This window comes from Malaciobacter marinus, from assembly GCF_003544855.1.
Lineage (GTDB): Bacteria > Campylobacterota > Campylobacteria > Campylobacterales > Arcobacteraceae > Malaciobacter > Malaciobacter marinus.
Map to the genome: position 1 here is coordinate 2,428,445 of NZ_CP032101.1, position 25,198 is coordinate 2,453,642.

Below are 25,198 nucleotides of genomic sequence, written 5' to 3' on the forward strand. Positions count from 1 at the left end.
AGTTACCTAAAGGAGATAACAAAACATGAGTGAAATGGTTAAAATATCAGTAAACGGAGAAGAATTAGAAGCTACTAAAGGTAGTCTTTTAATTGATACTTTATTAGATGAGAATATTCATATTCCTCATTTTTGCTATCACCAAGCACTAGGGAAAGATGGAAATTGTAGAATGTGCATGGTAGAAATTGAGGGACAAAAAAGACCTCAAATTGCATGTGATACACCTATTAAAGATGGTATGAGTGTAAGAACAAAGGGTGAAAATATAGAAAAAGTTAGAAGAGACATCTTAGAACTCCAACTAATAAATCACCCAATAGACTGTCCTACTTGTGATCAAGCAGGCGAATGTAAATTACAAGACTACTATATGGAATCAGGTTTCTATGACTCAAGAGTGAATGTTGATAGTAAAAATCATGCAAGAAAAAGAGTTGATCTTGGTGCAAATGTTATGCTTGACCAAGAAAGATGTGTTCTTTGTACAAGATGTGTAAGATTTTGTTCTGATATAACTGGAACAAATGAATTAGGTGTAATAAACAGAGCTGATCACTCAGTAATTGGAACATTTCCTGGAAAACCACTTTCTAATCCGTATGCTATGAATGTGGTAGATTTATGTCCAGTTGGAGCACTAACATCAAAAGATTTTAGATTCCAACAAAGAGTATGGTTTCTTGAAAGTTTTAATGCAATTTGTAATGGCTGTTCAAAAGGATGTAATATTCATGTTGATCATAGAAAAGAGAAATATAAAGATGACCAAATTTTCAGATTTAGACCAAGAGTAAATAAAGAAGTAAATGGTCATTTTATTTGTGATGAAGGAAGATTATCTTATCACAATGAGAATAAAAATAGATTTACAAATGCAATAGTAGATGCAAAAGAATCAACAGTTGAAAATAGTATTGCCTCAATGTTTAAGCTTATTGCTACAAATAAAGATGCATTCTTTGTACTAGGACCAAATCTTTCTTGTGAAGAAATACAAAATATAAAAGCTTTAGCTACTATGGTAAAAGCAAATATAACTGGATATTCTCCAAACTATATTGATGAATCATTTGGTGATGATTATTTGAAAAAAAATGATAAAAGTGCAAATAGAGCTGCATTTAAAGAGTATCAAATAAGTGAAGACGAAAAAGAGTTTAAAGAAAATTTAGATAAATCTTCACTAGTTGTAATATTTGATAGTAGCTTTTTCAATGATAATTTAAGCTTATTAGAAAATAAAAAAGTAGTTAGTTGTTTCTCACATAATTGCATGACAATTAAAAAATCAAATGTAGCAATTGCCATTTCATCATTTTATGAAAAAAGTGGTACTTATATTAATTGTGATGGTGTAAAACAAAAAGTTATCTCTAAAATGAATAAAGAAAATCCAGCTTTATCTATCACTTCTTTAATAGAAGAGATGAAAAGTATGGTTGAAAAAGGAAATATATGACAACAGTTTCTTTAGTAGTTATTATTATAAATATTCATATTGCATTGATTTTAGCAACAGGAATGACTCCTATTTTAGTATGGTGGGAAAGAAGAGTTGCAGGTTTTATTCAAGATAGAGCTGGTCCAAATAGATGTAATATTGGCCCAATTAGACTTGGTGGACTTATACAAAGTATAGCAGATATGTTAAAATTAGTATTTAAAGAAGATTTTATGCCTAGTCATATTAGATATAAATTTTTCTTTACATTAGCTCCAGTGCTACTATTTTTTTGTATATTTTTAACATTTGGTGTTATACCTTTTGCAGATGATTTAATAATCGACAATCAATCACATATGATGCAAGCATTGCCTATGGGACTTGGTATTATGTGGTTTTTAGCATTTGCTGGTTTATCAACTTATGGAATTATTTTAGGTGGATATTCATCTGGAAGTAAATATGGTATTTTAAGTTCTATTCGAGCAACAGCACAAGTTATATCATATGAAGCGGCTATGGCATTATCAGTTATTTCTATGATATTAACATATGGTTCAATTCATTTAGGAGATATGGTTGTAGCACAAGGAGAACTATTATTTGGTTTTATTCCTGCATGGGGTGTTTTTTTACAACCTTTAGCAGCACTTATTTTTATCGTTACTGCATTTGCAGAAGCTAATAGAGCTCCTTTTGATTTAGCAGAAGGTGAATCTGAAATTGTTGCAGGTTATCATACTGAATATTCAGCTATGAGATTTGGACTTTTTCAAGTTGGTGAATTAGCAGCACTATGTGCAGCAAGTGCTATTATTGTAACACTATTTTTTGGTGGATACCAAATTCCATGGCTAGATACTCAAACTCTTAAAAGTAATATTGATTATGTAATGATTGCTATCATGATATTAGTTCCTATAAAAATATTTATTTTAACTTCTTGGATGAAAAAAAATAATAACTGGGAAGATGCAAGTGATATAAGAGCAAAAGAGACTGGAATTTTAAATAAAGTATTTTGGACAATTGGTATTCTTACTATTGCTTTATTTGCTTGGTTTTTATCAACTGGATTAAGTCAAAATGGTGTAGCAATTACAGTTGCAGTACTTCAAGTTTTAACTTTTATTATTAAGTTTTTTCTTGTTGCTTTAGTTTTTATCTGGATTAGATGGACACTGTTAAGATTTAGATACGACCAACTTCAAATGTTAGGTTGGAAAGTGTTATTACCTTTATCATTATTAAATATTGTAATAACAGCAACATATATTGTAGTTACAGGAAGTTAATATGGGAATTAAAATAGTACCAAGACATGGAAAGTCACTAAAAGACAAACTTTATCTACCAGCTATTGCAGGTGGAATGAAGACAACTTTTAAGCACTTTGTTAAGAATTTAAAAGATACATCAAATCTTAGAACAATGTCATACCCAGAAGTACAGCCTGATGACTTAAGTGAGAGATACAGAGGTGTACATAGACTTACAAAATGGGATGATGGAAGTGAAAAATGTGTTGCATGTTATATGTGTGCAACAGCTTGTCCTGCTGATTGTATATTTATAGATGCCCAAGAAAGATTTGATGGAGTTGCTGAAAAGAGACCAAAACAGTTCAAAATTGACCTTTTAGAGTGTGTTTATTGCGGGTATTGTGTTGAAGCTTGTCCTTGTGATGCAATTAGAATGGACACAGGAATCTTTTCATTTACAGGTTCAACAAGAGAAGAATTTGTAGTTGATAAAGACTACTTAATGTCAAATGAACGTTCAAAGGATTTAAATGATGACTGATATAGTTTTCGTAGCCCTAAGTATATTTGCAATAGCGGGTGCAATTGTAATGATACTAAGTAAAAGTCCAATCTATAGTGCATTAGGACTATTGATAACTATGCTATCAATTGGTGGATTATTTGCCCTATTAAGCGCAAGCTTCTTATTTATGGTTCAAATAATTGTTTATGCTGGGGCAATAATGACTCTAATTCTTTTTATTTTAATGTTTCTTAATATTAAAGAAGAAGATTTACCAAAAGAACCAAAGAAATATTCATTGGTAGCTTTAGGAATATTATTAGTTTTACCTTTAAATATTTTAGTTTTAAAAGCAGTATCAAATCTGCCTGAAAAAGATTTAAATATAGTAGATGGTAACTTTGGAGATATAAAACCTGTTGGTATGGCACTTTATAATAATTGGTTAGTATCATTTGAGCTTATATCAATACTATTATTAGTTGCGCTAGTAGGTTCAATTGTTCTTGCGAAAAAAAGAAAACCTAAAGAAAATAAAGGAGAACAATAATGATAAGTTTATCATCATATGCATTTGTTTCAATGATGCTATTTTCAATAGGTGTTATTGGGGTTATTGCAAGAAAAAATATCTTTGTAATTTATATGTCAATAGAGCTAATGCTAAATGGTATTACACTATTTTTAGTTACATTTGCTAGATATCATTTTAATTTAGATGCACAAGTAATGACAGTACTAATAATTGCGATAGCTGCTGCTGAAGCTGCAATTTTCTTATCAGTAATTATTTTATTATTTAGATCAAAAAAATCATTAGATACAGATGTATTTACTACACTAACACAAGGAGAAAAATCATGAATACTCCTTTATTAGTTTGGATAATTTTAGCTCCTTTATTAGGTGCTATATTAAATGCAGGATTTTATTTTTATCATATAAAAAAGCAAAAAATTTCTGATAAAATATTTTCTATTATTGGTACAGGAACACCTTTAATTGCATTTTTAATTACACTTTATCTATTTTTACAGATGAAAGAAGAAGGTGTAATTTTCACTCAAAATTTATTCACTTGGATTTCAATTGGTGATTTAACAATCCAAATGAGCTTTCTTGGAGATAACCTTGCAATTTTTATGTCAATGTTTGTTACATTTGTTGGTTGGCTAATTCATATTTATGCAATTGGATATATGAAAGGTGATGATGCATTTGGAAAGTTTTTTGCTTATTTTAACTTATTTTTAGCATCAATGTTAATCTTAGTATTAGCAGATAATCCTGTTATTTTATTTATTGGTTGGGAAGGTGTTGGAGTTTGTTCTTACTTACTTATTGCTTTTTACTATGGTGATAAAGAGAATGTTATTGCAGGTAATAAAGCTTTTATAGCAAATAGAGTCGGAGATTTTGGATTTTTATTAGGAGTTGTTACACTATTTTTTGCAGTAGGTGCAGATTCACTTAGCTTTTCTACAATAGAAGCAAATATATCAAATGCTTCAAGTGAATTATTAATACTATCTGGTTTCTTACTATTTGTTGGAGCAATGGGAAAATCAGCACAAATTCCATTATATGTATGGCTTCCTGATGCAATGGCAGGACCAACACCAATTTCAGCACTTATTCATGCAGCAACAATGGTAACAGCTGGTGTTTATATGGTTGCAAGATTTCACTTTTTATATAGTGGAATTGAAAACATTGGTCTGTTTATTGCTTATATTGGTGCATTTTCTGCTTTATTTGCAGCTATAATTGCAACAAAACAACAAGATATTAAAAAAATACTTGCATACTCTACTATGTCTCAATTAGGATATATGTTTATTGCGGTTGGTCTTGGTTTTTATAGTTCAGGGCTATTTCATGTATTTACACATGCATTTTTTAAAGCTATGCTATTTATGGGTGCTGGTGGTATTATTATTGCACTTCATCATGAACAAAATATCTTTAAAATTGCACAACACAGAGCTCAATTACCAATTATTCATTTTACATTCTTAGTTGGTGTAATTGCAATTTCTGGTATTCCTCCATTTTCAGGTTTCTTTTCAAAAGATGCAATATTAGCAGCAGCTTTTCAAGAAGGTGAGTATTTACTTTGGGGAATTGGAATGTTTACCGCATTTTTAACTGCATTTTATATGTTTAGATTATATTTTATCATTTTTGTGGCTCCTACAAAAAATGTTTCACAACATATTTATACATCTAAAACAATTACATTCCCACTTTTAGTATTATCTATTGGTGCAATTGCAGCAGGTTTTTTAAACTATCCCGCAATTTTTGGTGGAGAAACAATGGTTGATGCATGGCTTGTTCAATTAAATTCAAATGTAATTCATATGTCTCACTCAACTGAGTACATATTAATGGCAGCTTCGATTATTGTAGCAGTTGCTGGTATCTTTGTTGCATATAAAAAATATGCAAAATTTGATATTTATAAGCCAGAGAGTGAAAAAGGAATTATTGCAAATAAATTCTTTGTTGATGAGTTCTATGACAAAATATTTGTACAAGCAAGTAAAAAATTAAGTACATTTATTGATAAAGTTGTTGATGAGAAAATCATTGATGGATTTATTATGACTGTTTGCAATGAGTTTGTTTCATTTGGAAAAAAAGTTGCAACTATTCAAAACGCAAATGTTAGATTCTATGCAGGATTTATGTTAGTTGGGATGAGTTGTATCTTTGTATATTTATATATTTTGTTAGGATTGTAGTATGAGTGCAGATGTTTTATCTTTTATAATATTTTTACCAGCAGTTGTAGCCTTTGGATTAATGGTTACAACTAAAAATGTTGAAGCTGTTAGAAATATAGCTTTTTTAGCAACTACAGTTGTTTTAGCTTTAGTGTTAAAGCTATATTTAGAGTTTGAACCAAGTGCAGGTATGCAGTTTGTAACAAATGCCTCATGGATTAGTAGTTATGGAATCAATTATTACATTGGTGTTGATGGTTTTTCATTAACAATTTTAATGATGATTGCCATTTTAATTCCAACTTCATATTTACTTTTATGGGAAGGAAGAACAAAAGGTTATTGGATTAATCTACTTCTAGTACAAACAGGTGTTACAGGTTCACTTTTAGCACTTGATGTTGTACTATTTTACTTCTTTTGGGAAGTAATGCTTTTACCTGTATTTTTATTAATTGGTATATATGGTTTTGGCAATAAAGTATTTACAACAATAAAAGTTACTGTTTATACAATGGCAGGTTCATTATTAATGTTTGTAGCTATTTTATATCTTGGTGTTGCATTTAATTCAGAATATGGTTATTGGTCATTTCAATACAATGATCTTATGAAAATAACAACATTAAGTTACGAAGAGAATATTTGGCTATTTCTAGCATTTCTTGCAGCATTTGCTATTAAAATTCCAATTTTTCCTTTACATACTTGGATTATGGAAACATATAAAAATGCTCCAACTGGTGCAGTATTTTTATTATCATCAATTATGGCAAAATTAGGTGTTTATGCAATTGTAAGATTTATGATTCCTATTTTTCCTGATATTTATGTAGAGTTTTCTATGTGGTTTGTAATATTTGGTTTATTTGGGCTTGTTTACTTTGGTATAGCTGCCCTTATGCAAGATGATATAAAAAGAATGTTTGCATACTCTTCTGCCTCACATTTAAGTTTTATTTCTGCTGGTATTTTTTCATTGAATGAGTATGGAATTAATGGTGCATTATATTTAATTATTGCCCATGCAATTGCAACAGGTGCACTATTTTTACTTGTTGGTATTATTCATGAGGAAACAGGAACAAAATCTATTAAACAATTAGGTGGTATTGCAAAAACAGCACCAATATTCACAGTTATATTTGCAATTATGTTATTTGCAAATATAGGATTACCAGGAACAAATGGATTTGTATCTGAATTACTAATTATCTTTGGTATTTATGAATTTAATCATACTTTAGGTTATATTTCAGCTCTTACAGTAATTATTGGAGCTTCTTATATGTTGTGGATGTTTCAAAGAGCTATTTTACAAAATAGAGATGGTGAATGCTTAAAAATGAGAGATTTAAAAATAAAAGAAATTATTGGCTTAACTCCATGGGTTATTTTAGTATTCTTAATGGGTATTTATCCTGATATATTTATAGATAAATTTGAGCCAACAGTGACTCATTATATCAATGACATTTTAAAAATTGGAGCAATGAAATGAATCAATTAATCTTAATAATGCCAATTTTAATAGTTTTATCAGCAAGTGTTATATTAATGCTTTTAAGTGTATATGACAAATATTCTACAAAGAATTTTATTGTTATATCATCGATGTTTTTAATTATAGCTTTAGGTTTTTCTATTTTCTCATTTGAAGATATGTATTCAATAAAAGTTTATGGTGATATATTCAATAATGTACTTATATTTGATTCGTTTTCAAACTTTTTTACAATACTACTTATCTTAGGTACTTTGCTTACAATATTAATTGGTGAACATTACTTTTTACATAGAAAGTATTTCAAAGGTGAATTTTTCACTATTTTAATGTTTGCTTTATTTGGAATGATTTTACTGGCTAACTCAAATGAGCTTTTAACAGCATTTATAGCCCTTGAAATTGCTTCTTTTTCAGTATATGTGATGGTAGGATATAACAGTGATGACAATAAAAGAGTTGAAGCAATTTTTAAATATTTAGTTTTAGGTTCTTTTATAGGAGCCTTTTACTTATTAGGTACTGTATTAATTTATGGTGCAACACAAACAACAAACTTAAGTGAAATTTCAACATATATCGCAACACATAGTGGTGCAGAATTAAACTTAGTATATATAGGTATCACTTTAATTTTATTTACATTTTTATTTAAAATTGCAGCATTTCCATTCCAATCATGGGTATTAGATGTATATAGAGGTGCACCTATGATTATTACTGCTTATATGGCATCAGTATTTAAAATAGCGATTTTCTCATTTTTCTTAAGAATCTTCTTACAAGATATTGCTTCTATTATTGATTTTTGGGATACTATAATGTATGTATTAGTTATTTTAACTTTAGTATTTGGTACATGGTTAGCAGTAACTCAAAAAATTGTAAAAAGAATGTTAGCCGCATCATCAATCGTACATACAGGATATTTATTATTGGCATTCCTTGCATTGGGACAAAATGGTGAAGCAGCATATGCAACAATGTTTTATCTTATTGCTTATTTAGTTACAGCAATTGGTGCATTTGGACTAATTTCACATATTATTTCTGAAACAAGTGTAAGAGTTACATATGATGACTTTAAAGGTTTATCAAAAGAAAGACCATTTTTAGCAGCAATGATGACAATTTTTCTTTTAAGCTTGGCAGGTATTCCATCAACTATAGGTTTTATTGGAAAATTTTATGTATTTACAGAAGCAATTAATGCAGGATTTGCAGCACTTGCAATTTTAGCAATATTTGCAACAATCGTATCTGTTTATTATTATTTTAGACTTATTGCAACAATGTATTTTTATCCAGCAAATGCATCTTGTGAAAGTGTAGGATTTAATGATAAAAGAGTTTCTACATATGTAATTGCATTCTTAGCTACTATTACTATTTTAGGTGGTATTGGTAGTGCTATTGTATTTTTTATTCCAATTCCAAGTATTGATACAATAATTGAGATTTCGCAAATGACTGTTAGATCATTATTTATAAAATAGTATGTGTTATTATGTAACAATTAACGTATAATATTTTAATTTTTCTTATTTAAACCACTACTTATAAAAGCCCTAGAAATAGGGCTTTTTTTATTTAACTTACTTTTTTATGTACAATATTTGTACAAGCTTACTATTTCTTTTTATAATGATTTTTGAAGATGATTTTTGCTATTATCTTTTTACGTTAAAAACATTAGTAATATCACTAGAAAGGATGTAAAATGAGTGACCTAATTGAAGGTTATATTGGTACTACAACTGAAAGAAAAAAGAGTAGGCTTCCGGCAAGGCTTGATTATATTCAAAGTGCAACGGGTTTATTTTTAGCTCTTTTTATGTGGGCTCACATGCTATTAGTATCTTCGATATTAGTTAGTAAAGACTTTATGTATACTGTAACAAAAGCATTAGAGGGAAGTTTCATAATTGAGGGAGGACATCCACTATTTGTATCTGCAGCTGTTGCTGTGATTTTTGTTATATTTATTGTTCATGCTGCTTTAGGTATGAGAAAGTTACCTGGTAACTATAAACAATATCAAGTAGTAAAAGCACATGCAAAAAGTATGGGTCATGATGACACAAAATTATGGTTTATACAAGCATTTACAGGTTTTGCAATGTTCTTTTTGGGTTCTGTACACTTATATATTATGTTAAGTAATCCAGGAGAAATTGGACCATATGCATCATCGGATAGAGTTGTTAGTGATTGGATGTGGCCTTTATATATCCTTTTATTATTAGCAGTTGAATTTCATGGGACAATTGGTCTTTACAGACTATGTGTTAAATGGGGTTGGTTTGATGGGAACAATCCAAAAGAGACAAGAAAAACTCTTAAAAAAGTTAAATGGGCATTAACTATATTTTTTCTTGTACTAGGTTTTGCTACATTAGCAGCATATATGAAAATTGGTCTTGAACACAAAGCTAATTATGGTGAGAGATATGTGCCAACAGCAAAAATAATGAAAATTGACAATACTGGGAGGCTAGCATAATATGAAAATTAATTACTGTGATGCATTAGTTATAGGTGGAGGATTAGCAGGACTTAGAGCGTCTGTTGCCGCACAAAAAAAAGGACTAAGTACAATTGTTTTATCATTAGTTCCTGTAAAAAGATCACATAGTGCTGCTGCACAAGGTGGAATGCAAGCTTCATTAGGTAACTCAAAAATGTCTGATGGAGATAATGAAGATTTACACTTTGCAGATACTGTAAAGGGTAGTGACTGGGGATGTGATCAAGAAGTTGCAAGAATGTTTGTTCATACTGCACCAAAAGCTATTAGAGAATTAGCTGGTTGGGGTGTACCTTGGACTAGAGTTAGAGAAGGTTCAAGAGAAGCAGTTATCAATGCTAAAAAAACTACTATTACAGAAGATGCAGATAGACATGGTCTTATTACATCAAGAGACTTTGGTGGAACAAAAAAATGGAGAACATGTTATACAGCTGATGCAACTGGACATACTATGCTATTTGGTGTTGCAAATGAGGCTTTAAAACATGAAGTTGATATTAGAGATAGAAAAGAAGCTATTTCAATTATTCATGAAGATGGAAAATGTTATGGAGCAGTTGTAAGAGATTTAATTACGGGTGAATTAGAAGCTTATGTTGCAAAAGGAACATGTATCGCAACTGGTGGATATGGAAGAGTATTTAAACAAACTACAAATGCTGTAATTTGTGAGGGTATTGGTGCAGCACTTGCACTTGAAACTGGTATTGCACCACTTTCTAATATGGAAGCTGTACAATTCCACCCTACTCCAATTGTTCCATCTGGAATTTTATTAACAGAAGGTTGTAGAGGTGATGGAGGTATCTTAAGAGATGTTGACGGTCACAGATTTATGCCTGATTATGAGCCAGAGAAAAAAGAACTTGCTTCAAGAGATGTTGTATCAAGAAGAATGATTGAGCATATTAGAAATGGTAAAGGTGTACCATCACCTTATGGTTTCCATGTATGGTTAGATATCTCTATTTTAGGTAGAGAGCATATTGAAAAGAACTTAAGAGATGTACAAGAGATTTGTCAAATCTTTAATGGTATAGATCCTGCTGATGAGGGTAAAAAAGGATGGGCTCCAGTTTTACCAATGCAACACTACTCAATGGGTGGTATTAGAACTAAACCAACTGGTGAATCAACAAGACTAAAAGGTTTATTTGCTTGTGGTGAAGCTGCTTGTTGGGATATGCATGGATTTAATAGACTTGGAGGAAACTCTGTATCTGAAACTGTTGTTGCAGGTATGATTATTGGAAACTATTTTGCAGATTTTTGTAAAGAAAATGACCTTACTATTCCAACTGCTACAATTCAAAAGTTTGTTGATAAAGAAGATGCATACTTAGATGAATTATTATCTCTTGATGGTAGCGAAGATATTTTTAAAATTAAAAATAGAATGAAAGATATCATGGATGAAAAAGTTGGTATTTTTAGAGATGGTCCACATTTAGAAGAGGCTGTTGAAGAGTTAAAAGAACTATTAGAAAAAACAAAAAATATAACTGTAAAATCTAAAGAAAGAGCAGGAAATCCAGAACTTGAAGAAGCATATAGAGTTCCTAAAATGTTAAAAATTGCACTTTGTGTAGCTAAAGGTGCAAGAGATAGAACAGAATCAAGAGGTGCACACTATAGAGAGGATTATCTAAAAAGAGATGATGAAAAATGGTTAAACAGAACTTTATCTACTTGGCCAAATCCAAATGATATTGAACCAACACTTGAATATGCACCACTTGATGTTATGAAAATGGAAATGCCACCAGCATTTAGAGGTTATGGTGCTAAGGGTATGATTATTGAAAATGAACTATCTGAAAAAAGGCAAGAAGAAGTTGACTCTATTAGAGAAAAACTTGAAGCTGAGGGGAAAGATAGACATGAAATTCAAGATGCATTAATGCCATTTGAATTACCAATGAATTATAAAGAGAAAAATGAAAGAGTAGGAGACAAATAATGAGTGTAGAAAAAGGTAGAGAAATAACTATATCAGTTCTTAAATTCAATCCTAGAAGTAAGGTTTCAAAACCTCACTTTGTAGATTATAAACTTGAAGAGACTCCAGGAATGACTCTTTTTATAGCATTAAATTACATTAGAGAGAATTTTGATGCTGATTTATCTTTTGACTTTGTTTGTAGAGCAGGTATTTGTGGTTCTTGTGGAATGGTTGTAAATGGGAAACCTGCACTAGCTTGTAGAACACTTACATCAAGCTATCCAGAAGGAACATTAAAATTAATGCCAATGCCTGCATTTGAACTTATTAAAGATTTATCTGTTAATACAGGTAAATGGATGGATAAAATGTCAAAAAGAGTTGAATCATGGATTCATACAAATGAAAAACCAGATATTTCAAAACTTGAAGAAAGAGTTGATCCAGATGTTGCTGATGAAACTTTCGAACTTGACAGATGTATTGAGTGTGGTATTTGTGTTGCTTCTTGTGGTACTATATTAATGAGACCAGAGTTTGTTGGTCCAGTTGGGTTAAATAGAGTAGCAAGATTTGAAGTTGATCCACATGATAATAGAACAACTGAGGATTTTTATGAATTAGTTGGTGATGATGATGGTATTTTTGGATGTATGTCATTAATGGCATGCGAAGATCATTGCCCTAAACATTTACCATTACAAAACAAAATTGCTTATTTAAGAAGAAAATTAGTTTCAATTAAATAAAACTTCTTTAATACGAAAAGAATTAACCTCCCTTTTCGTATTAAAACAATATAAAAAGATAATTACCAAAATTGGTAATTATCTTTTTATATTTAATGCTATATGGAGGCATAATGAACCTAGCGAATGACTACTTTTTACTTTACCATGGAATTTTAATAAAAAAAGAGATTTCATATGAGATTAAAAAGTCAAATAAAAATGAATTCTTTGAAATAGTTGCTTTAATTTTAAGTGCAAATAGAAAAAATTATGAAAAATACTTACCTTTAAACTCTTTTAACTCTTTGTGTACTAAAATAATTAACAAAACACCAAATAATATAAATGAACTTTATCAACTTCAATACAATCTAATAGAAGAAATTATCAATTATGAAAATAATAATATATCAATATTGCACAATGCATTTGAATATCTAAAAAATGAAAAAATAATTACTAATTCTGACAATGAAAAACTGATTTCTTTATTTGATCCTAGTGAAATTAATAAAAAAGAGATAAACTCTGATATTTTTATAGATGATAATTTAAACTTTAATGAACATAAAGCTGAAATATCAAAAATCATAGAAGAGTTAAAAGAGATATTTAATAAACAAGATTTAAAACAAGAGCTTGAAGATACAATAAATTACATAAATTCTCAAAAATTCTCAATTGGAATCACTGGGGTTATGAATGCTGGTAAATCTACAATGTTAAATGCACTTATGGGTAAAGAGATATTAGGAAGTGCAGTTGTACCAGAAACTGCAAACTTAACAATTGTAAAATATGATAAAGATCCATCTGCAAATGTATTTTATTGGAATAAAGAAGAGTGGAATAAAATAGAAAATAGTGCCAATGAAATAGAATCAATTAAAGATTTTGTAAATGAAACTAAATCATTGTTTAAAGATGAGTTAGATAATTATATAAAAGATGACACAAGAAGTGATAAAGTTGATATTGAAAATCTAGCTTCTTTCACATCAGCAGAAGCTAGTGGGAAAAGATGTAATTTAGTTAAATATGTAGAATTAAAATCAGATTTAAATTTTTTAAAAGATGGTATAGAAATAGTTGATACTCCAGGACTTGATGATCCAGTTATTCAAAGAGAAGAGATAACTAAAGAGTACTTATCAAATTGTGATATGATGTTACACTTAATGAATGTAAGCCAAAGTGCAACTTTAAAAGATGTAGAGTTTATTGTGGATGCATTATTATATCAAAATATTTCAAAACTATTAATAGTAATCACAAGAGCAGATACAGTATCAAAAGAAGAGTTAGAAGAAGTAATAAATTACACAAAAACTTCAATTAAAAGACAACTTCATAATTTAAATAAAGATAGTCAACTAGACTATATTTTAAAAACTATCAAATTTATTCCAATTTCTGGGAAAATGGCTTTACTTCATAGAACAGGAAAAGAAAAAGAGGCACTAGAAGCTGGATTTAAACTTGAAGATACAGGTATTGTGGAAATTGAAAACTATCTTTTTGAATCATTATTTGGGAAAAATAGTTCAAAAACAGAACTTATTATTAAAGGTGCTAAATCACAACTAATAAAAGCAATTGATAAACAATATTCAGCATTAAATTATGAGTTAAGATTATTAGCAAAATCAAAAGATGAATTAGAAGCAGAATTAAAAGAGTTTAATAAAAAGAAATCTGCAAATGAAAAAATCTTTCAAGCAATGCAAGAAGATATAACTTATTATAAAAGTGATGCAAAGAATTATATAGAATCATTGGAAGCATTTTTAAGTACAGAATTAATAGACTTACAAAATATTATCAGACAAAGAGTCGTTAGTGATGTAAAATATACATTTGAAAAAGAGAAGAAAAAACCTCTACAAAGTAGAATAATAAATATTATACAAACAGCATTAAAAGATGGGATAATTGATGTCGTAAGAGATTATAGATATAAATTTATAAAAAAATCTCAAAATATTGGTGAAATTTGTGAGCAAAAATATCATGATTTTGGTTTTTCATTAAAACATGATAATGATAATTTTGATGCAAGAGGTTTTTTTCAACAAGACTTTAAAAGTGGATTCTTGACTTCTTCAAATGATATATTAATTCTAAAAATCACTAATTTAGTTTCTAAATCAAAAGCATCAAAAATACAAAGTTTAGATTTACAAATTCAAAAAGTTTTAGAAGAAGAGTTTACAAGTATTGAAAAAAGTATTAAAACAAAAGCAAAAGAAGTTTCAGAACAATTAATTGATACATTTTTTGATACATTAAATGCACCACTTAAAAGTTTTGAAACTAAATTATTAACTAATGAGCAAATATTAAAAGAACAGATTAATTCATTTAAAGAAAATGATAAAAATAAAGATAAAATTTCAATCGAAATTCATAAAAATTTAAAAAGATTAGAAACAATAAAAAAAGGTTGTAAAAAATGAAGTTATTACAACAATTTGTAATAGAGTATAAAGATGCTTACATAAAAAAAGATGTAGTTTATGAAAATAGTATAGAAGGAGAAATAAGAAAAGTAAAGGATTTACTTTTAGATGATGATTTTTTACCATCAGTTCAATTAAAATCAATTTTAGATAAATTTATTAGAAGAGCAAGATATCCAATGGAAGTTGCAATAACAGGACAATTTTCAGCTGGAAAGTCAACTTTTTTAAATGCTTTATTATCAAGAAATATTCTTCCAACTGGAATAACTCCTGTTACATCAAAAGTAAATTTTATAAATTATGGGGAAGAGTATAAATTAAGAATCACTTACAAATCAGGTGCAGAAGAATATTATAGTATTGATGCAATTGCTGATTTTACAGACCAAAGAAAAGAAGAGCTTGAAGAAGTAAAGTATTTAACACTATATGCTCCAATGGATATTTTAAAAGATATATCTTTTGTTGATACTCCTGGACTTAACTCACAAAGCCAAGGTGATACAGAAACAACTAGAAGAGTATTAAGAGATGTGGGAGGAATAATTTGGCTTACTCTTATTGATAATGCAGGAAAAATGAGTGAAGCAGAAGTTTTAGAAGAGTATATGCAACATTTTAAAAATAAATCTTTATGTGTATTAAATCAAAAAGATAAATTTACAAATGAACAAATCCAAACAACAACAAAATATATCAAAAATAGATTTAATAAATATTTTGCTGAAGTTATTCCAATATCTGCAAAACAAGCACTTGATTCAAGAAGACATCAAAAAAATATTTTACTTGAAAGTGCATATGAAGAAGTAACTAAAGAGTTTAAAAATAAATTAAATGAAAATTTAGAAGTTAATTCCCTTGATTTTTTCTCTAAAGATTTTGATGAGTTTAAAAATAAAGTAAATAATATTCAATCAAAAGATACTTCACTTGATATGAAACAACTTGAAGAATCAAACATAAATTCAGTTTTAGAATTTATTGATAATACAATTAGACCACAAGCAAAAGAATCAAAAGAGTTTGCTATAAAAAAAGATTTAAGAAATGTTTGTGATATTTTAATCAAAGAGTATGAAACAATTATTGGAACTTATGATTCTTTAATAGATATTTTAAAATCAACACAAGAACAAATAATTGAAGCATTTGATAATATATATAAAAAATACTCTAAGGATTTATTTAATATCTATACTTCATTAGAATCTATTATGGATAAAATTGCAAATGAAACATTTAAAAATGTGAAAAGAATTACAGATTATAGATATCAAGAAAATAAAGGTAGTTTTTTATCATCAAAAAAAATAGAAAAAGTAGAGTTTACTAGCTATTGGATAGATAGTGACAATGTATATAAAAACTTATTTTATGATGATCAAACAGTAGACAAAATGTTTAAACGTTCAATTAAAATGCTAAAAAACAATGAATTACAAACAGACGAAGCATTTAGAGCTGTTTATAGAATATTAAAATCAGAAATTCATAAATGGCAAGAAGCATATGAGAAAATCAAAAAACATAGAGAGATTGCATCAGATTTAGAGTTTTCAAATACTAGACACTTTGCTGCAAAAGTATATGAAAATGTATTATCTGATTATCATAGAACTATATTAGAAAATATTTCTGCACTTAGAAAAAAGTTTGCTTACTTTAATGGAGCTTTGTCATACTCTTATATACAAACAACCCAAGCAACTATAGCACACTTTGAACAACAAATACAAGAATCAGAAGAATTACACAAAAAAGAACCTACAAAATTCAATGTAGTTCATCCAAGAGAAGATGAAATACTTACAAAATTAAAAGTTAATTTTGGATTTGAAAAAATTGAAGATTTTCTAACATCAAAAAGAAACTATTTATTTAAAATTATAAAATACTCTAAACAACAATATTTAGAGATAAATGAAGATAGAATAAAATTTGTTGAATCAAAGAAAGATATATATAATAATAAAATTAAAAAGCTATATGAGATAAAAGAGAGTATTTAACTCTCTTTTATCTTAAAATTTATAAATTAATCTACTTAAAAAGATGTCATATGAATTATCACTATCTTTTTCATCATTAATATCAAAATACATAGCTTCAATATTTAAATTCTCATTAAAACTATAACTAATCATATAATCATTCTCTTTTACCTCATCAACATCTGTTTCATAAGTGGTTGTATAAAAAGAGAAGTTCAATTTATTAGTTATATCATAAGAAGTGTATAAACCTAAAGCATCTTCATCATAACCACTACTTAAATTCCCCATAGACCATTCATTCATAGCTGTATAAAAAAACTCCCCTCCAAAGCCTGTAAATAAAGATTTCTCTTTGTCTAAAGAACTTTTTGTGTATGCAGCTGCTACATATAAATCTTTATAAGTAAGGGATAACATTGTTCCATATAAAAATCCATCAACACCAGAATTTCTATCCTCACTTTGATTTGAATATTGAAAAGAAATATCTGTTGATAAATCATTATTTATTTGATTATTAAAGTTTGTATCTAAATAGAAAACTTTTGAGTATTTATCTATATCATAATAATATGCTCTACTAAAAATATTTGAGAAACTAAGCTCTTTTTTAAACTCTGTACCAAATAGTGCAGTACCACTTGAATCTTTTGTTCCCATTTTTTGGAATTCATTAAAATTTTTATTCTCCACGCTTAATAATCCAGCATCATATCCTTGCCATTTATCAAAATATCCAACATAAAAAGAGAAATCATTTACCTTATAATTTAACATAGCTCCTTGAAAAGTTTGAGGAGTTAATCTCATATCATCATCACCCATTAAAGGTGTATTAATTATTTGCCTACCTAAAACAAAAGAAATATCTTCATAACTTAAATTTAAACTAGCCTCACCTAAAAACATAAAATCACTATCTATAGAAGCAAAAGTTTTATAATCACTTAATAGGTTATCATTACTTAGTTCACTAAAAGATTTTGAAAAATATGGGCTTAAAGTCATACTTATATTATCTTTGTATATAGGAAAATTAAACCTAACTACTCCACCTATTGCTGTTTCATAAGAGTTCTTTTCACCTAATGCCTTTTCATTATTATAATCATAAGACAAATACCCTAATCTTAAATCACCACTAATTTCGATACTTTTTAAATATTCATCTAAACTATTAACTTTTTTATTATTTGCATTTAAAGAACTAACTAAAATTGTAGTCGCAAACAGACTTATTATATATTTATTCATTTTTTGGCCTTATATTTTTGCTATTTTTACTGGTACACCATGTCTTGCTGTACAGCCAAATATTTTATCTCTATATAAGCTAGCACCTTTTCTACTAGGATCTATAATATTAAACTCATTTACACTAATTCCACCAGCTCTTTGTTTTATTCCTTTTATTACTTTGCCATCAATATATGTATCATCTACACCAAAAGCACTATGTCCATATCCAGTTGGAATAACAATTGTATATCTTGCTACTGTATTATCTGCTTGGATAATCCCCTCAATGAATCTTCCTTGTACAGATATAACTCTTGCAGTATCACCATTAATTAATCCAAGAAGTCTTGCATCTTCTATATTCATTTGTATAAAATTTGTTGGTGTTAAAGCTACAATTCTTGGTAAAACTACAGAATATGGACTTCTTAATTGACTTTTAAAAGTAGAAAAACTAAACGGATACTCTTTTTTATCATATAACTCATCTAATCTAGTTCCATCCCAAAATCTATCAACATCAAATATAGGCTGTCCATCAAAATATTCTCCATGGTAAGAGTCTTTTTTACTAGCTAAGCCTTCATTATATATTTGAAACTGTGTATCCATTCTAATTGCACTTGTTAAAAACTCACCCTCATACCTTTGACCAAAATCTTCATATCTTCCACCTCTTGTTAACATAAAAGCAGTTGGACCAACTTCATTATCTTTTAATTTACTATTTAATAAAGGAAGAACTCTATGAACACTTGAATAAATAAGGTCTTCTTTTGTTGGATTAGGCAAGACTTCATTTGTATGAGCAACATTAGCAAACAATCTTATATAATAATCCTCTGGAGTATGAATATCTATAAAATTACCATATTTGTCTTTTGCAGCATTTTTCCCTAATCCTGAAAGTTTTAAGTTTTTACTAACATCAATTAAAAATTGTTCCATACATACATGTTGATTTTTTTCATTTTTCATAGTTTTAGGTTCTACAACAGGCACACATGCAACATCTGCTATATATTCACTTCCCCACATTCTTGCATTTGCCCACTCTTCATACTGCACTGTATCAGGAATAATATAATCTGCATAAATATTTGTTTCATTAATATAAGGATCAATTGCAATAAATAAAGGTAACTTTTTCACATCTTTAATTGATTCAATAACTTGTGGTTTTAAGCCAGAACAATTATATAAAGGATTTGTTGACCAAGAAATCCAAGCCTTAAAATTAAATGGACTTCCATTAGCATGTGCAATTAAAGCTTCACCACTATTTTCTTGAGTGTATGTTGTAGTCCAAGCTTCATTTGCAGGATAAGGATCAATTCCCTTTGCAACTTTTTGTTTATATTCATAACTTTGTTCATAATCTCCTGATCGTTCAGCAGGGAAACCACTTGTGTGTGCATGTTCAAAAGCCATCAAATTATAAAGTGGTTCTTTACTTGTATCATACATAGATGCAAATCCAACTCCACCCATATGGTGCAAACCACCCTTAGCATTATGTGCTCCAACCAAACTATTTAATATAGTTGTAGCATAAGCAAAATGGCTTCCATCACTTGCATTACAACCTGTATTTGTTTCAATTCCTACTTTTTGTCCATGACTAGTAAACTCTTTTGCAACCTGAATAATTTTTGATACTGGAATATTGCAATACTTAGAATAGCTTTCTAATGTTTGTTCATTTACTCTTTTTTTAAGTAAAGAAAAAGCAGAAACAACCTTAACCTTTGTTCCATCATTAAGCATAACAAAATCATCTACATAAAGCTTTGCAAGAGATTTAGATGAACTAGAAACATAATTATTTGTCTTTTCATCTACAACAACTTTTTCTTCACTTGAGCCAACTCCTAACTTATCAGCTGTTAAAAACTTATTATATAAAGGGTGAGATTTTTCTTTAACCACTAGATATGTTGCATTTGTAAAGTTTTTTTGTCCAATTTTATTAGCAGCTTCTTGAGATGGAGTTTTTAAATAGTTTTTAAAATATAGTCTATTATTAATAATATAATTTAAAAGTGCAAAAATAAAAGCTGTATCAGTTCCTGACTTTACAGGAATCCACTCACCATTAGTTTTTGTTGGTTCATTTGTAAGAGATCTTAATATTGGGTCAACAACTACATATTTAAAATCATCTCTTTGTTTTGCTTTTGCTAATCTTCTACCAACTGCATTTAAACTAACTCCTGACAAACCAGGGTTTGTTCCAATAAAAATTGCAAATTTACACTCTTCATAATCAATACTTGGTAGTGCCATTTCTGATGTTCCATCAAATGATCCCATTCCACAACCTGCAACTTGTTGATGACCACAATATGCATCTTTGCATCCAATATTAACAGTTCCCCAAATACTATGGGCAAATCTTGTCATAAAACTCCATCTAGCAGCTTGTTCAGAGTTTGCAGAAACAAATAATTGATTTGCTTTACTTCCAAAATCTGGATAATTTTTATTGGCTATAGTTTCTAAATCTCTAATATCTTTTAAGCCCTCAACATAACCTTCATTAAATAAATCTCCACCTTCACAAACCTCTTTTACTAGTTGCTCATAAGAGATAGTTTTCCATTTTTTTTCACCTCTTTTTCCAACTCTTTTTAAACATTTTGTAACTCTATGTGGATCATTTATTGCATCTAAAACTGCATTCCCTCTACCACAAACAGTTGCTCTTGTTGTTAAGCCCTCATCATTTTTAGCACTTAATTTTAAAAAAGCTTCCTTTACAGGAGTATTTAAATCCATTGGCTTATCTTGTGTTGCAGGAGAATAAGGATTTCCACAAACTTTTAAGACACTATTAGTTTTATTATCAATTCTAACCCTTACTCCACAAGTATCAAAACATCCAAAACATCTTGAAAAAGCCAATCTTTGATTCTTATTTATTTCTAAATTTCCATTTTCTGTTACACTAAATTCAGCCTCTAAAGATGTGGGAGAAATAGCTTTTAACTCTTCATCACTTAAGCTCTCTTTTGCATTTAAAGTTGTTGTAGCAAAAGCTGCAGTTGAAACTGCACTTGCTTTTAAAAAATTTCTTCTATTCATCTTTTATCCTTATCTTTGCCATTGAATATTGTTATGTAAACTGTATCGTTGATTACTTTTATCTTGAGGAAGTCCTATATAAAACACATTTGGCTTTGTCCCTATATGAGCTTGTAAGACCATAGGGTATGAGTTATCTAATAGTTTTGAAACTTTGCTATTTTTATCATTTAAATCTCCAAACTCTCTTGCTTCTCCAATGCATGTTTCTACACAAGCAGGAAGCATACCTTTTGATGTTCTATGTACACAGAAGTTACACTTATCAACTGTATCTGTTTGTGTATTTTCAAATCTTACTCCCTCATAAGGACAAGCTTTAATACAATAATTACAACCAATACATGTTTTACTATCTACTACGATAATTCCATCTTCTTGTCTTTTATATGTTGCATTTGTAGGACAAACACTTACACATGAAGGTTCCTCACACTGATTACATAACATTGGAAAGTTAAAAACATACTGCTTATTTGATACATTTATAGAACTTTGATGTACTTCTGTTCTATGCTCATAAGCACTATTGCCATTCTCTACTCCACATGAAATAGTACATGCTTTGCATCCATTACATTTTGATAAATCAATAACCATTATTAGATGTTTTTTATTTTCTTTTCTAACTTTACTAATAGCACTAATAGCTGGTACTAATGCCAAAGTAGAAGCTGTTGCTGCTAATTTAAATATTTCTCTTCTTTGCATAATTAACTCCTAATACATTTGACCAGCAAGTAATACTGAATATCTAAGACAAAAAGCTCCACCTAATAATGAAGTAATTAAAATATATTCACTTACATGGTTAAGTTTTCTATTTCCTGCTAATACATATATATTTATAAGTAATGGAAGTAATAAACCTATACCAACTGCACCAATCCACCAAATCTGACCAACTACACTATTAAGTGTAAAAATATAAGTAATATCAAATGACTTTGAAATAATCATAACTGTATATGCAAAAATAACTACACAAATAAGTTCAAAAGTTAAAATTGAAGCATCAACTTTTGAGAAAGTTTTTGCATCATTAAAATCATCTTTTTTAAAGAAAAATACTTTTAAAAATACTACCAATGCAACTCCAGAAGATAAAGCAGAAACCATAAAAAGTACTACTAAAGCACTGTTATTCCATATAATATTGTGCATTACATCGCCAAGTAAAAAAGCAGTATATGTACAAATACCTATTGCCAAAACCATATTTACTCTTGCTAATAGTTTTCTATATTTTCCTAAATTATACATAGAGGTAAAAGAAAAAATAAATAAAACTGCAAAAGGAACACTTAAAGCTAAAAGCCATGTTCCCCAACTCATAATTGAACTAGGTACAAAAACCATAAATAATTTATGAAATCTTAATAGCTTATCCATATTAAAACTACTTAGTCCATCTCTAAAAGTAGTTAAATCAAAAACAATCATAGCAATACCAAAAATCAAAACAGCTGTTCCTATAATACTGCTATATTTTGCCAATCTAAAGTAATTAGGTTTTTCTATTTTTTTATCTAATACATAATATGCACTAACAAAAATTGCTCCTGCTCCTGCTCCTGCAAAAAACAGATATAAGGCAACTAAAATACCCCAGTGAATTTCATGTCCCATTGTAAATCCTTATTTTTATTATGAATGGCCATTCATTTTTAAAATTCTAGGGTTTTCTGAAAAAATTAGCTTTACAATAAATGCTATTATTTAACATTTGATAAATTTTTAAAACTAATTTATAAAAGAAGAGAATATAATTCATTATGAAAAGGAGGAAATATGAGTAACATTATTTATCCTAATTATAACTACAATATAGAAAAAGCTCTAAGCAAAATAGAAAAATCATTAGATGAAAATTTATATATAGAACAGCTTGCAAATATAAGTGGATACTCGCCATTTCACTTTCAAAGATTATTTAAAGAGTACACAGGAGAGAACATTGGAAGTTATATTAAAAGACTTCGAATAGAAAAAGGTGCTTTTATGCTCAAATACCAATATGAAAGAATATCAACAGTTGCTATTAGAACTGGTTTTAATAGCAATACTTCTTTTACTAGAGCATTTAAAAGATATTATAACATTTCTCCTTTGGAGTTTAAAGGCTTTTATAAAGATAAGTTTCTTTGTAATGATACTCCAACTTATAAAATTATTGAAGTTGAACCATTTGATGTATTTTTTATTAGAGTATTTGGAAATTACAAAACTTCAGAACCTTTAGCATGGAAAATACTAAGTAATAACTATACAAGTTTAATTAACAATAATCCTCAGTATGTTAGTATTTGTTATGATGAACCAACTATATCTAAAAAATACTCCAAACTTAGATACGAAGCTTGTCTTTTATATGAAGAAGAAAAACATCAAAAATTTAAAAATAGGCTTTTAAGAAAAACAGTTGAAGGTGGTAGATATGCAAAATTTGAATTTGAAGGTAATTTAAATGAATTAGACTCATTTTTTTATTGTATATATGAGACTTTTTATCATTTAAATGACTTTCAAATAAGTTTAAAACCAACGTTTCAAGTTCACCATAACAATTTTAATAACTTACTTTATGGAAGAACAAAAACTGATTTGTTTATACCTTTAGATTAGTTTGTCCTAATTGTAATAAACTTGCAATTGAATATGCAATTCTACTTAGATTTTTATCAGCTTGAGACAAAAGATCTTCAATATTAAGTGGAGCAGGTGTAATATCAAAAATTGCTGTTGCTCCCAAAGTATAGAGTTTCTCATACCCTTCATCTAAACTTCCTGCTATAATAATTGCAGGCTTATTATAATGCTTTGAAAGTTTTAAAACTCCAGTAATAGTTTTTCCATAAATAGTCTGCTCATCAACTCTACCCTCACCTGTAATTATTAAATCTGCATTCTTAACTTTCTCTTCAAAATTTATTAACTTAATTACAGTATCAATTCCACTTTTAAACCTTGCATTTAAAAATGTATTTAGTGCAAAGCCTACTCCACCAGCAGCTCCAGCGCCTTGCTCATCTTTTGTTTTTTTTGCTAACTTTTTCTCACAGATTTTTGAAAATTTAAATATACTCTCTTCTAGAAATTCTATGTGCTTTGAAGTTGCTCCTTTTTGTTTTCCAAATATATGAGTAGCTCCATTTTTTCCACACAAAGGATTTGTAACATCACTAGCAATTATTATTTCAATATCTTTAAAAGCACTCAAGGCACTAATATCAAAATTTTCAATTTTAAATATATCTTTTGCAGTCAAGATTTTCATAGCAGATATCTCTTCATTATGCTCATCATAAAATTTTACACCTAATGCTTGAAGCATTCCAATTCCAACATCATTTGTAGCACTTCCACCAATTGCTAAAATAAGTTTTTTTGCTCCATTTTTTATTGAATCTGCAATCAATTGACCAAAACCAAAACTTGTAGAATTTATAATATCTCTTTTTTCTTTTTTAACAATTTCTAAGCCACTTGCTTGTGCCATTTCTATAACAGCAGTTTTTTCATCTATGAAAGCATATTTAGCTGTGATTTTTTCATCAATTGGATTTAATACTTCAACTTGTATCTCTTCACAATTTGCTGTTTGTGTGCAAATTGATTCTAAAGTACCCTCTCCTCCATCTGCTAAAAAAAACTTATTGTATTTTGCATCATTGAAAACTTTTGAAAAGCCCTTTTGTATTGAATTGGCAACTTGCATTGAAGTTAAAGAATCCTTAAATGAATCACTCGCAATCAATATATTCAT

At 28.7% G+C, this 25,198-nt stretch carries 19 protein-coding genes; 14 read left to right on the top strand and 5 right to left on the bottom strand.

The window, feature by feature from the left end:
* The first annotated feature begins 25 nt into the window (after positions 1–25).
* The 13 genes from AMRN_RS11815 (at position 26) to AMRN_RS11875 (ending at position 17,124) form a co-directional block, all read left to right on the top strand.
* Positions 26–1,462 carry an NADH-quinone oxidoreductase subunit G gene (locus AMRN_RS11815; protein ID WP_099310813.1) on the top strand — a complete coding sequence of 479 codons (1,437 nt, stop codon included), beginning with the start codon at positions 26–28 and terminating at the stop codon, positions 1,460–1,462.
* Entirely contained in the window at positions 1,459–2,742 is a 1,284-nt protein-coding gene (locus AMRN_RS11820; protein WP_118897450.1) for a complex I subunit 1/NuoH family protein, read from the top strand. Before AMRN_RS11815 ends, AMRN_RS11820 begins: the two co-directional genes overlap by 4 nt.
* 1 nt (position 2,743) lies before the next feature.
* The gene (locus tag AMRN_RS11825; protein WP_099310815.1) at positions 2,744–3,250 is read left to right on the top strand and encodes a NuoI/complex I 23 kDa subunit family protein; all 507 of its coding nucleotides are present in this window, start codon (positions 2,744–2,746) and stop codon (positions 3,248–3,250) included.
* Positions 3,243–3,764, top strand: coding sequence for an NADH-quinone oxidoreductase subunit J family protein (locus AMRN_RS11830; RefSeq protein WP_099310855.1), 522 nt, complete (start codon positions 3,243–3,245; stop codon positions 3,762–3,764). Before AMRN_RS11825 ends, AMRN_RS11830 begins: the two co-directional genes overlap by 8 nt.
* On the top strand, positions 3,764–4,078 hold the full coding sequence (gene nuoK, locus AMRN_RS11835) for an NADH-quinone oxidoreductase subunit NuoK (RefSeq protein ID WP_099310816.1): 315 nt from the start codon (positions 3,764–3,766) through the stop codon (positions 4,076–4,078). Before AMRN_RS11830 ends, nuoK begins: the two co-directional genes overlap by 1 nt.
* Positions 4,075–5,961, top strand: coding sequence for an NADH-quinone oxidoreductase subunit L (nuoL, locus tag AMRN_RS11840; protein ID WP_099310817.1), 1,887 nt, complete (start codon positions 4,075–4,077; stop codon positions 5,959–5,961). The genes nuoK and nuoL overlap by 4 nt, the downstream gene beginning before the upstream one ends.
* A 1-nt stretch (position 5,962) precedes the next feature.
* Entirely contained in the window at positions 5,963–7,444 is a 1,482-nt protein-coding gene (locus AMRN_RS11845) for a complex I subunit 4 family protein (RefSeq protein ID WP_099310818.1), read from the top strand.
* Positions 7,441–8,943 (top strand): NADH-quinone oxidoreductase subunit N, encoded by a 1,503-nt coding sequence (locus AMRN_RS11850; protein ID WP_099310819.1) that lies wholly within the window; start codon positions 7,441–7,443, stop codon positions 8,941–8,943. The genes AMRN_RS11845 and AMRN_RS11850 overlap by 4 nt, the downstream gene beginning before the upstream one ends.
* A gap of 224 nt (positions 8,944–9,167) precedes the next feature.
* Positions 9,168–9,950 carry a fumarate reductase cytochrome b subunit gene (locus AMRN_RS11855; RefSeq protein WP_099310820.1) on the top strand — a complete coding sequence of 261 codons (783 nt, stop codon included), beginning with the start codon at positions 9,168–9,170 and terminating at the stop codon, positions 9,948–9,950.
* A 1-nt stretch (position 9,951) separates the two neighbouring features.
* Entirely contained in the window at positions 9,952–11,937 is a 1,986-nt protein-coding gene (locus AMRN_RS11860) for a fumarate reductase flavoprotein subunit (protein ID WP_099310821.1), read from the top strand.
* Positions 11,937–12,668, top strand: a complete 732-nt coding sequence (locus AMRN_RS11865) for a fumarate reductase iron-sulfur subunit (RefSeq protein ID WP_099310822.1) — start codon at positions 11,937–11,939, stop codon at positions 12,666–12,668. The genes AMRN_RS11860 and AMRN_RS11865 overlap by 1 nt, the downstream gene beginning before the upstream one ends.
* 113 nt (positions 12,669–12,781) lie before the next feature.
* Positions 12,782–15,106 carry a dynamin family protein gene (locus tag AMRN_RS11870; protein WP_099310823.1) on the top strand — a complete coding sequence of 775 codons (2,325 nt, stop codon included), beginning with the start codon at positions 12,782–12,784 and terminating at the stop codon, positions 15,104–15,106.
* Positions 15,103–17,124, top strand: coding sequence for a dynamin family protein (locus AMRN_RS11875; protein ID WP_099310824.1), 2,022 nt, complete (start codon positions 15,103–15,105; stop codon positions 17,122–17,124). The genes AMRN_RS11870 and AMRN_RS11875 overlap by 4 nt, the downstream gene beginning before the upstream one ends.
* A gap of 12 nt (positions 17,125–17,136) precedes the next feature.
* On the opposite strand, the gene AMRN_RS11880 is transcribed toward AMRN_RS11875, so the two are convergent.
* From AMRN_RS11880 to nrfD, 4 genes are read right to left on the bottom strand one after another with little or no spacing between them, the layout of a single operon-like run.
* Positions 17,137–18,363 (bottom strand): OprD family outer membrane porin, encoded by a 1,227-nt coding sequence (locus tag AMRN_RS11880; RefSeq protein WP_099310825.1) that lies wholly within the window; start codon positions 18,361–18,363, stop codon positions 17,137–17,139.
* Positions 18,364–18,372: 9 nt separating this feature from the next.
* Positions 18,373–21,432, bottom strand: coding sequence for a molybdopterin-dependent oxidoreductase (locus tag AMRN_RS11885; RefSeq protein WP_099310826.1), 3,060 nt, complete (start codon positions 21,430–21,432; stop codon positions 18,373–18,375).
* 9 nt (positions 21,433–21,441) lie between these two features.
* Positions 21,442–22,143: a 4Fe-4S dicluster domain-containing protein gene (locus AMRN_RS11890; RefSeq protein ID WP_191282133.1), complete on the bottom strand. Its 702-nt coding sequence runs from the start codon at positions 22,141–22,143 to the stop codon at positions 21,442–21,444.
* A 9-nt stretch (positions 22,144–22,152) separates the two neighbouring features.
* Positions 22,153–23,061 carry an NrfD/PsrC family molybdoenzyme membrane anchor subunit gene (gene nrfD, locus AMRN_RS11895; RefSeq protein WP_099310828.1) on the bottom strand — a complete coding sequence of 303 codons (909 nt, stop codon included), beginning with the start codon at positions 23,059–23,061 and terminating at the stop codon, positions 22,153–22,155.
* Positions 23,062–23,223: 162 nt separating this feature from the next.
* On the opposite strand from nrfD, the gene AMRN_RS11900 reads away from it, so the two are divergent.
* The gene (locus AMRN_RS11900) at positions 23,224–24,057 is read left to right on the top strand and encodes an AraC family transcriptional regulator (RefSeq protein ID WP_099310829.1); all 834 of its coding nucleotides are present in this window, start codon (positions 23,224–23,226) and stop codon (positions 24,055–24,057) included.
* On the opposite strand, the gene AMRN_RS11905 is transcribed toward AMRN_RS11900, so the two are convergent.
* On the bottom strand, positions 24,041–25,198 hold the full coding sequence (locus tag AMRN_RS11905; protein WP_099310830.1) for a glycerate kinase: 1,158 nt from the start codon (positions 25,196–25,198) through the stop codon (positions 24,041–24,043). The genes AMRN_RS11900 and AMRN_RS11905 overlap by 17 nt on opposite strands.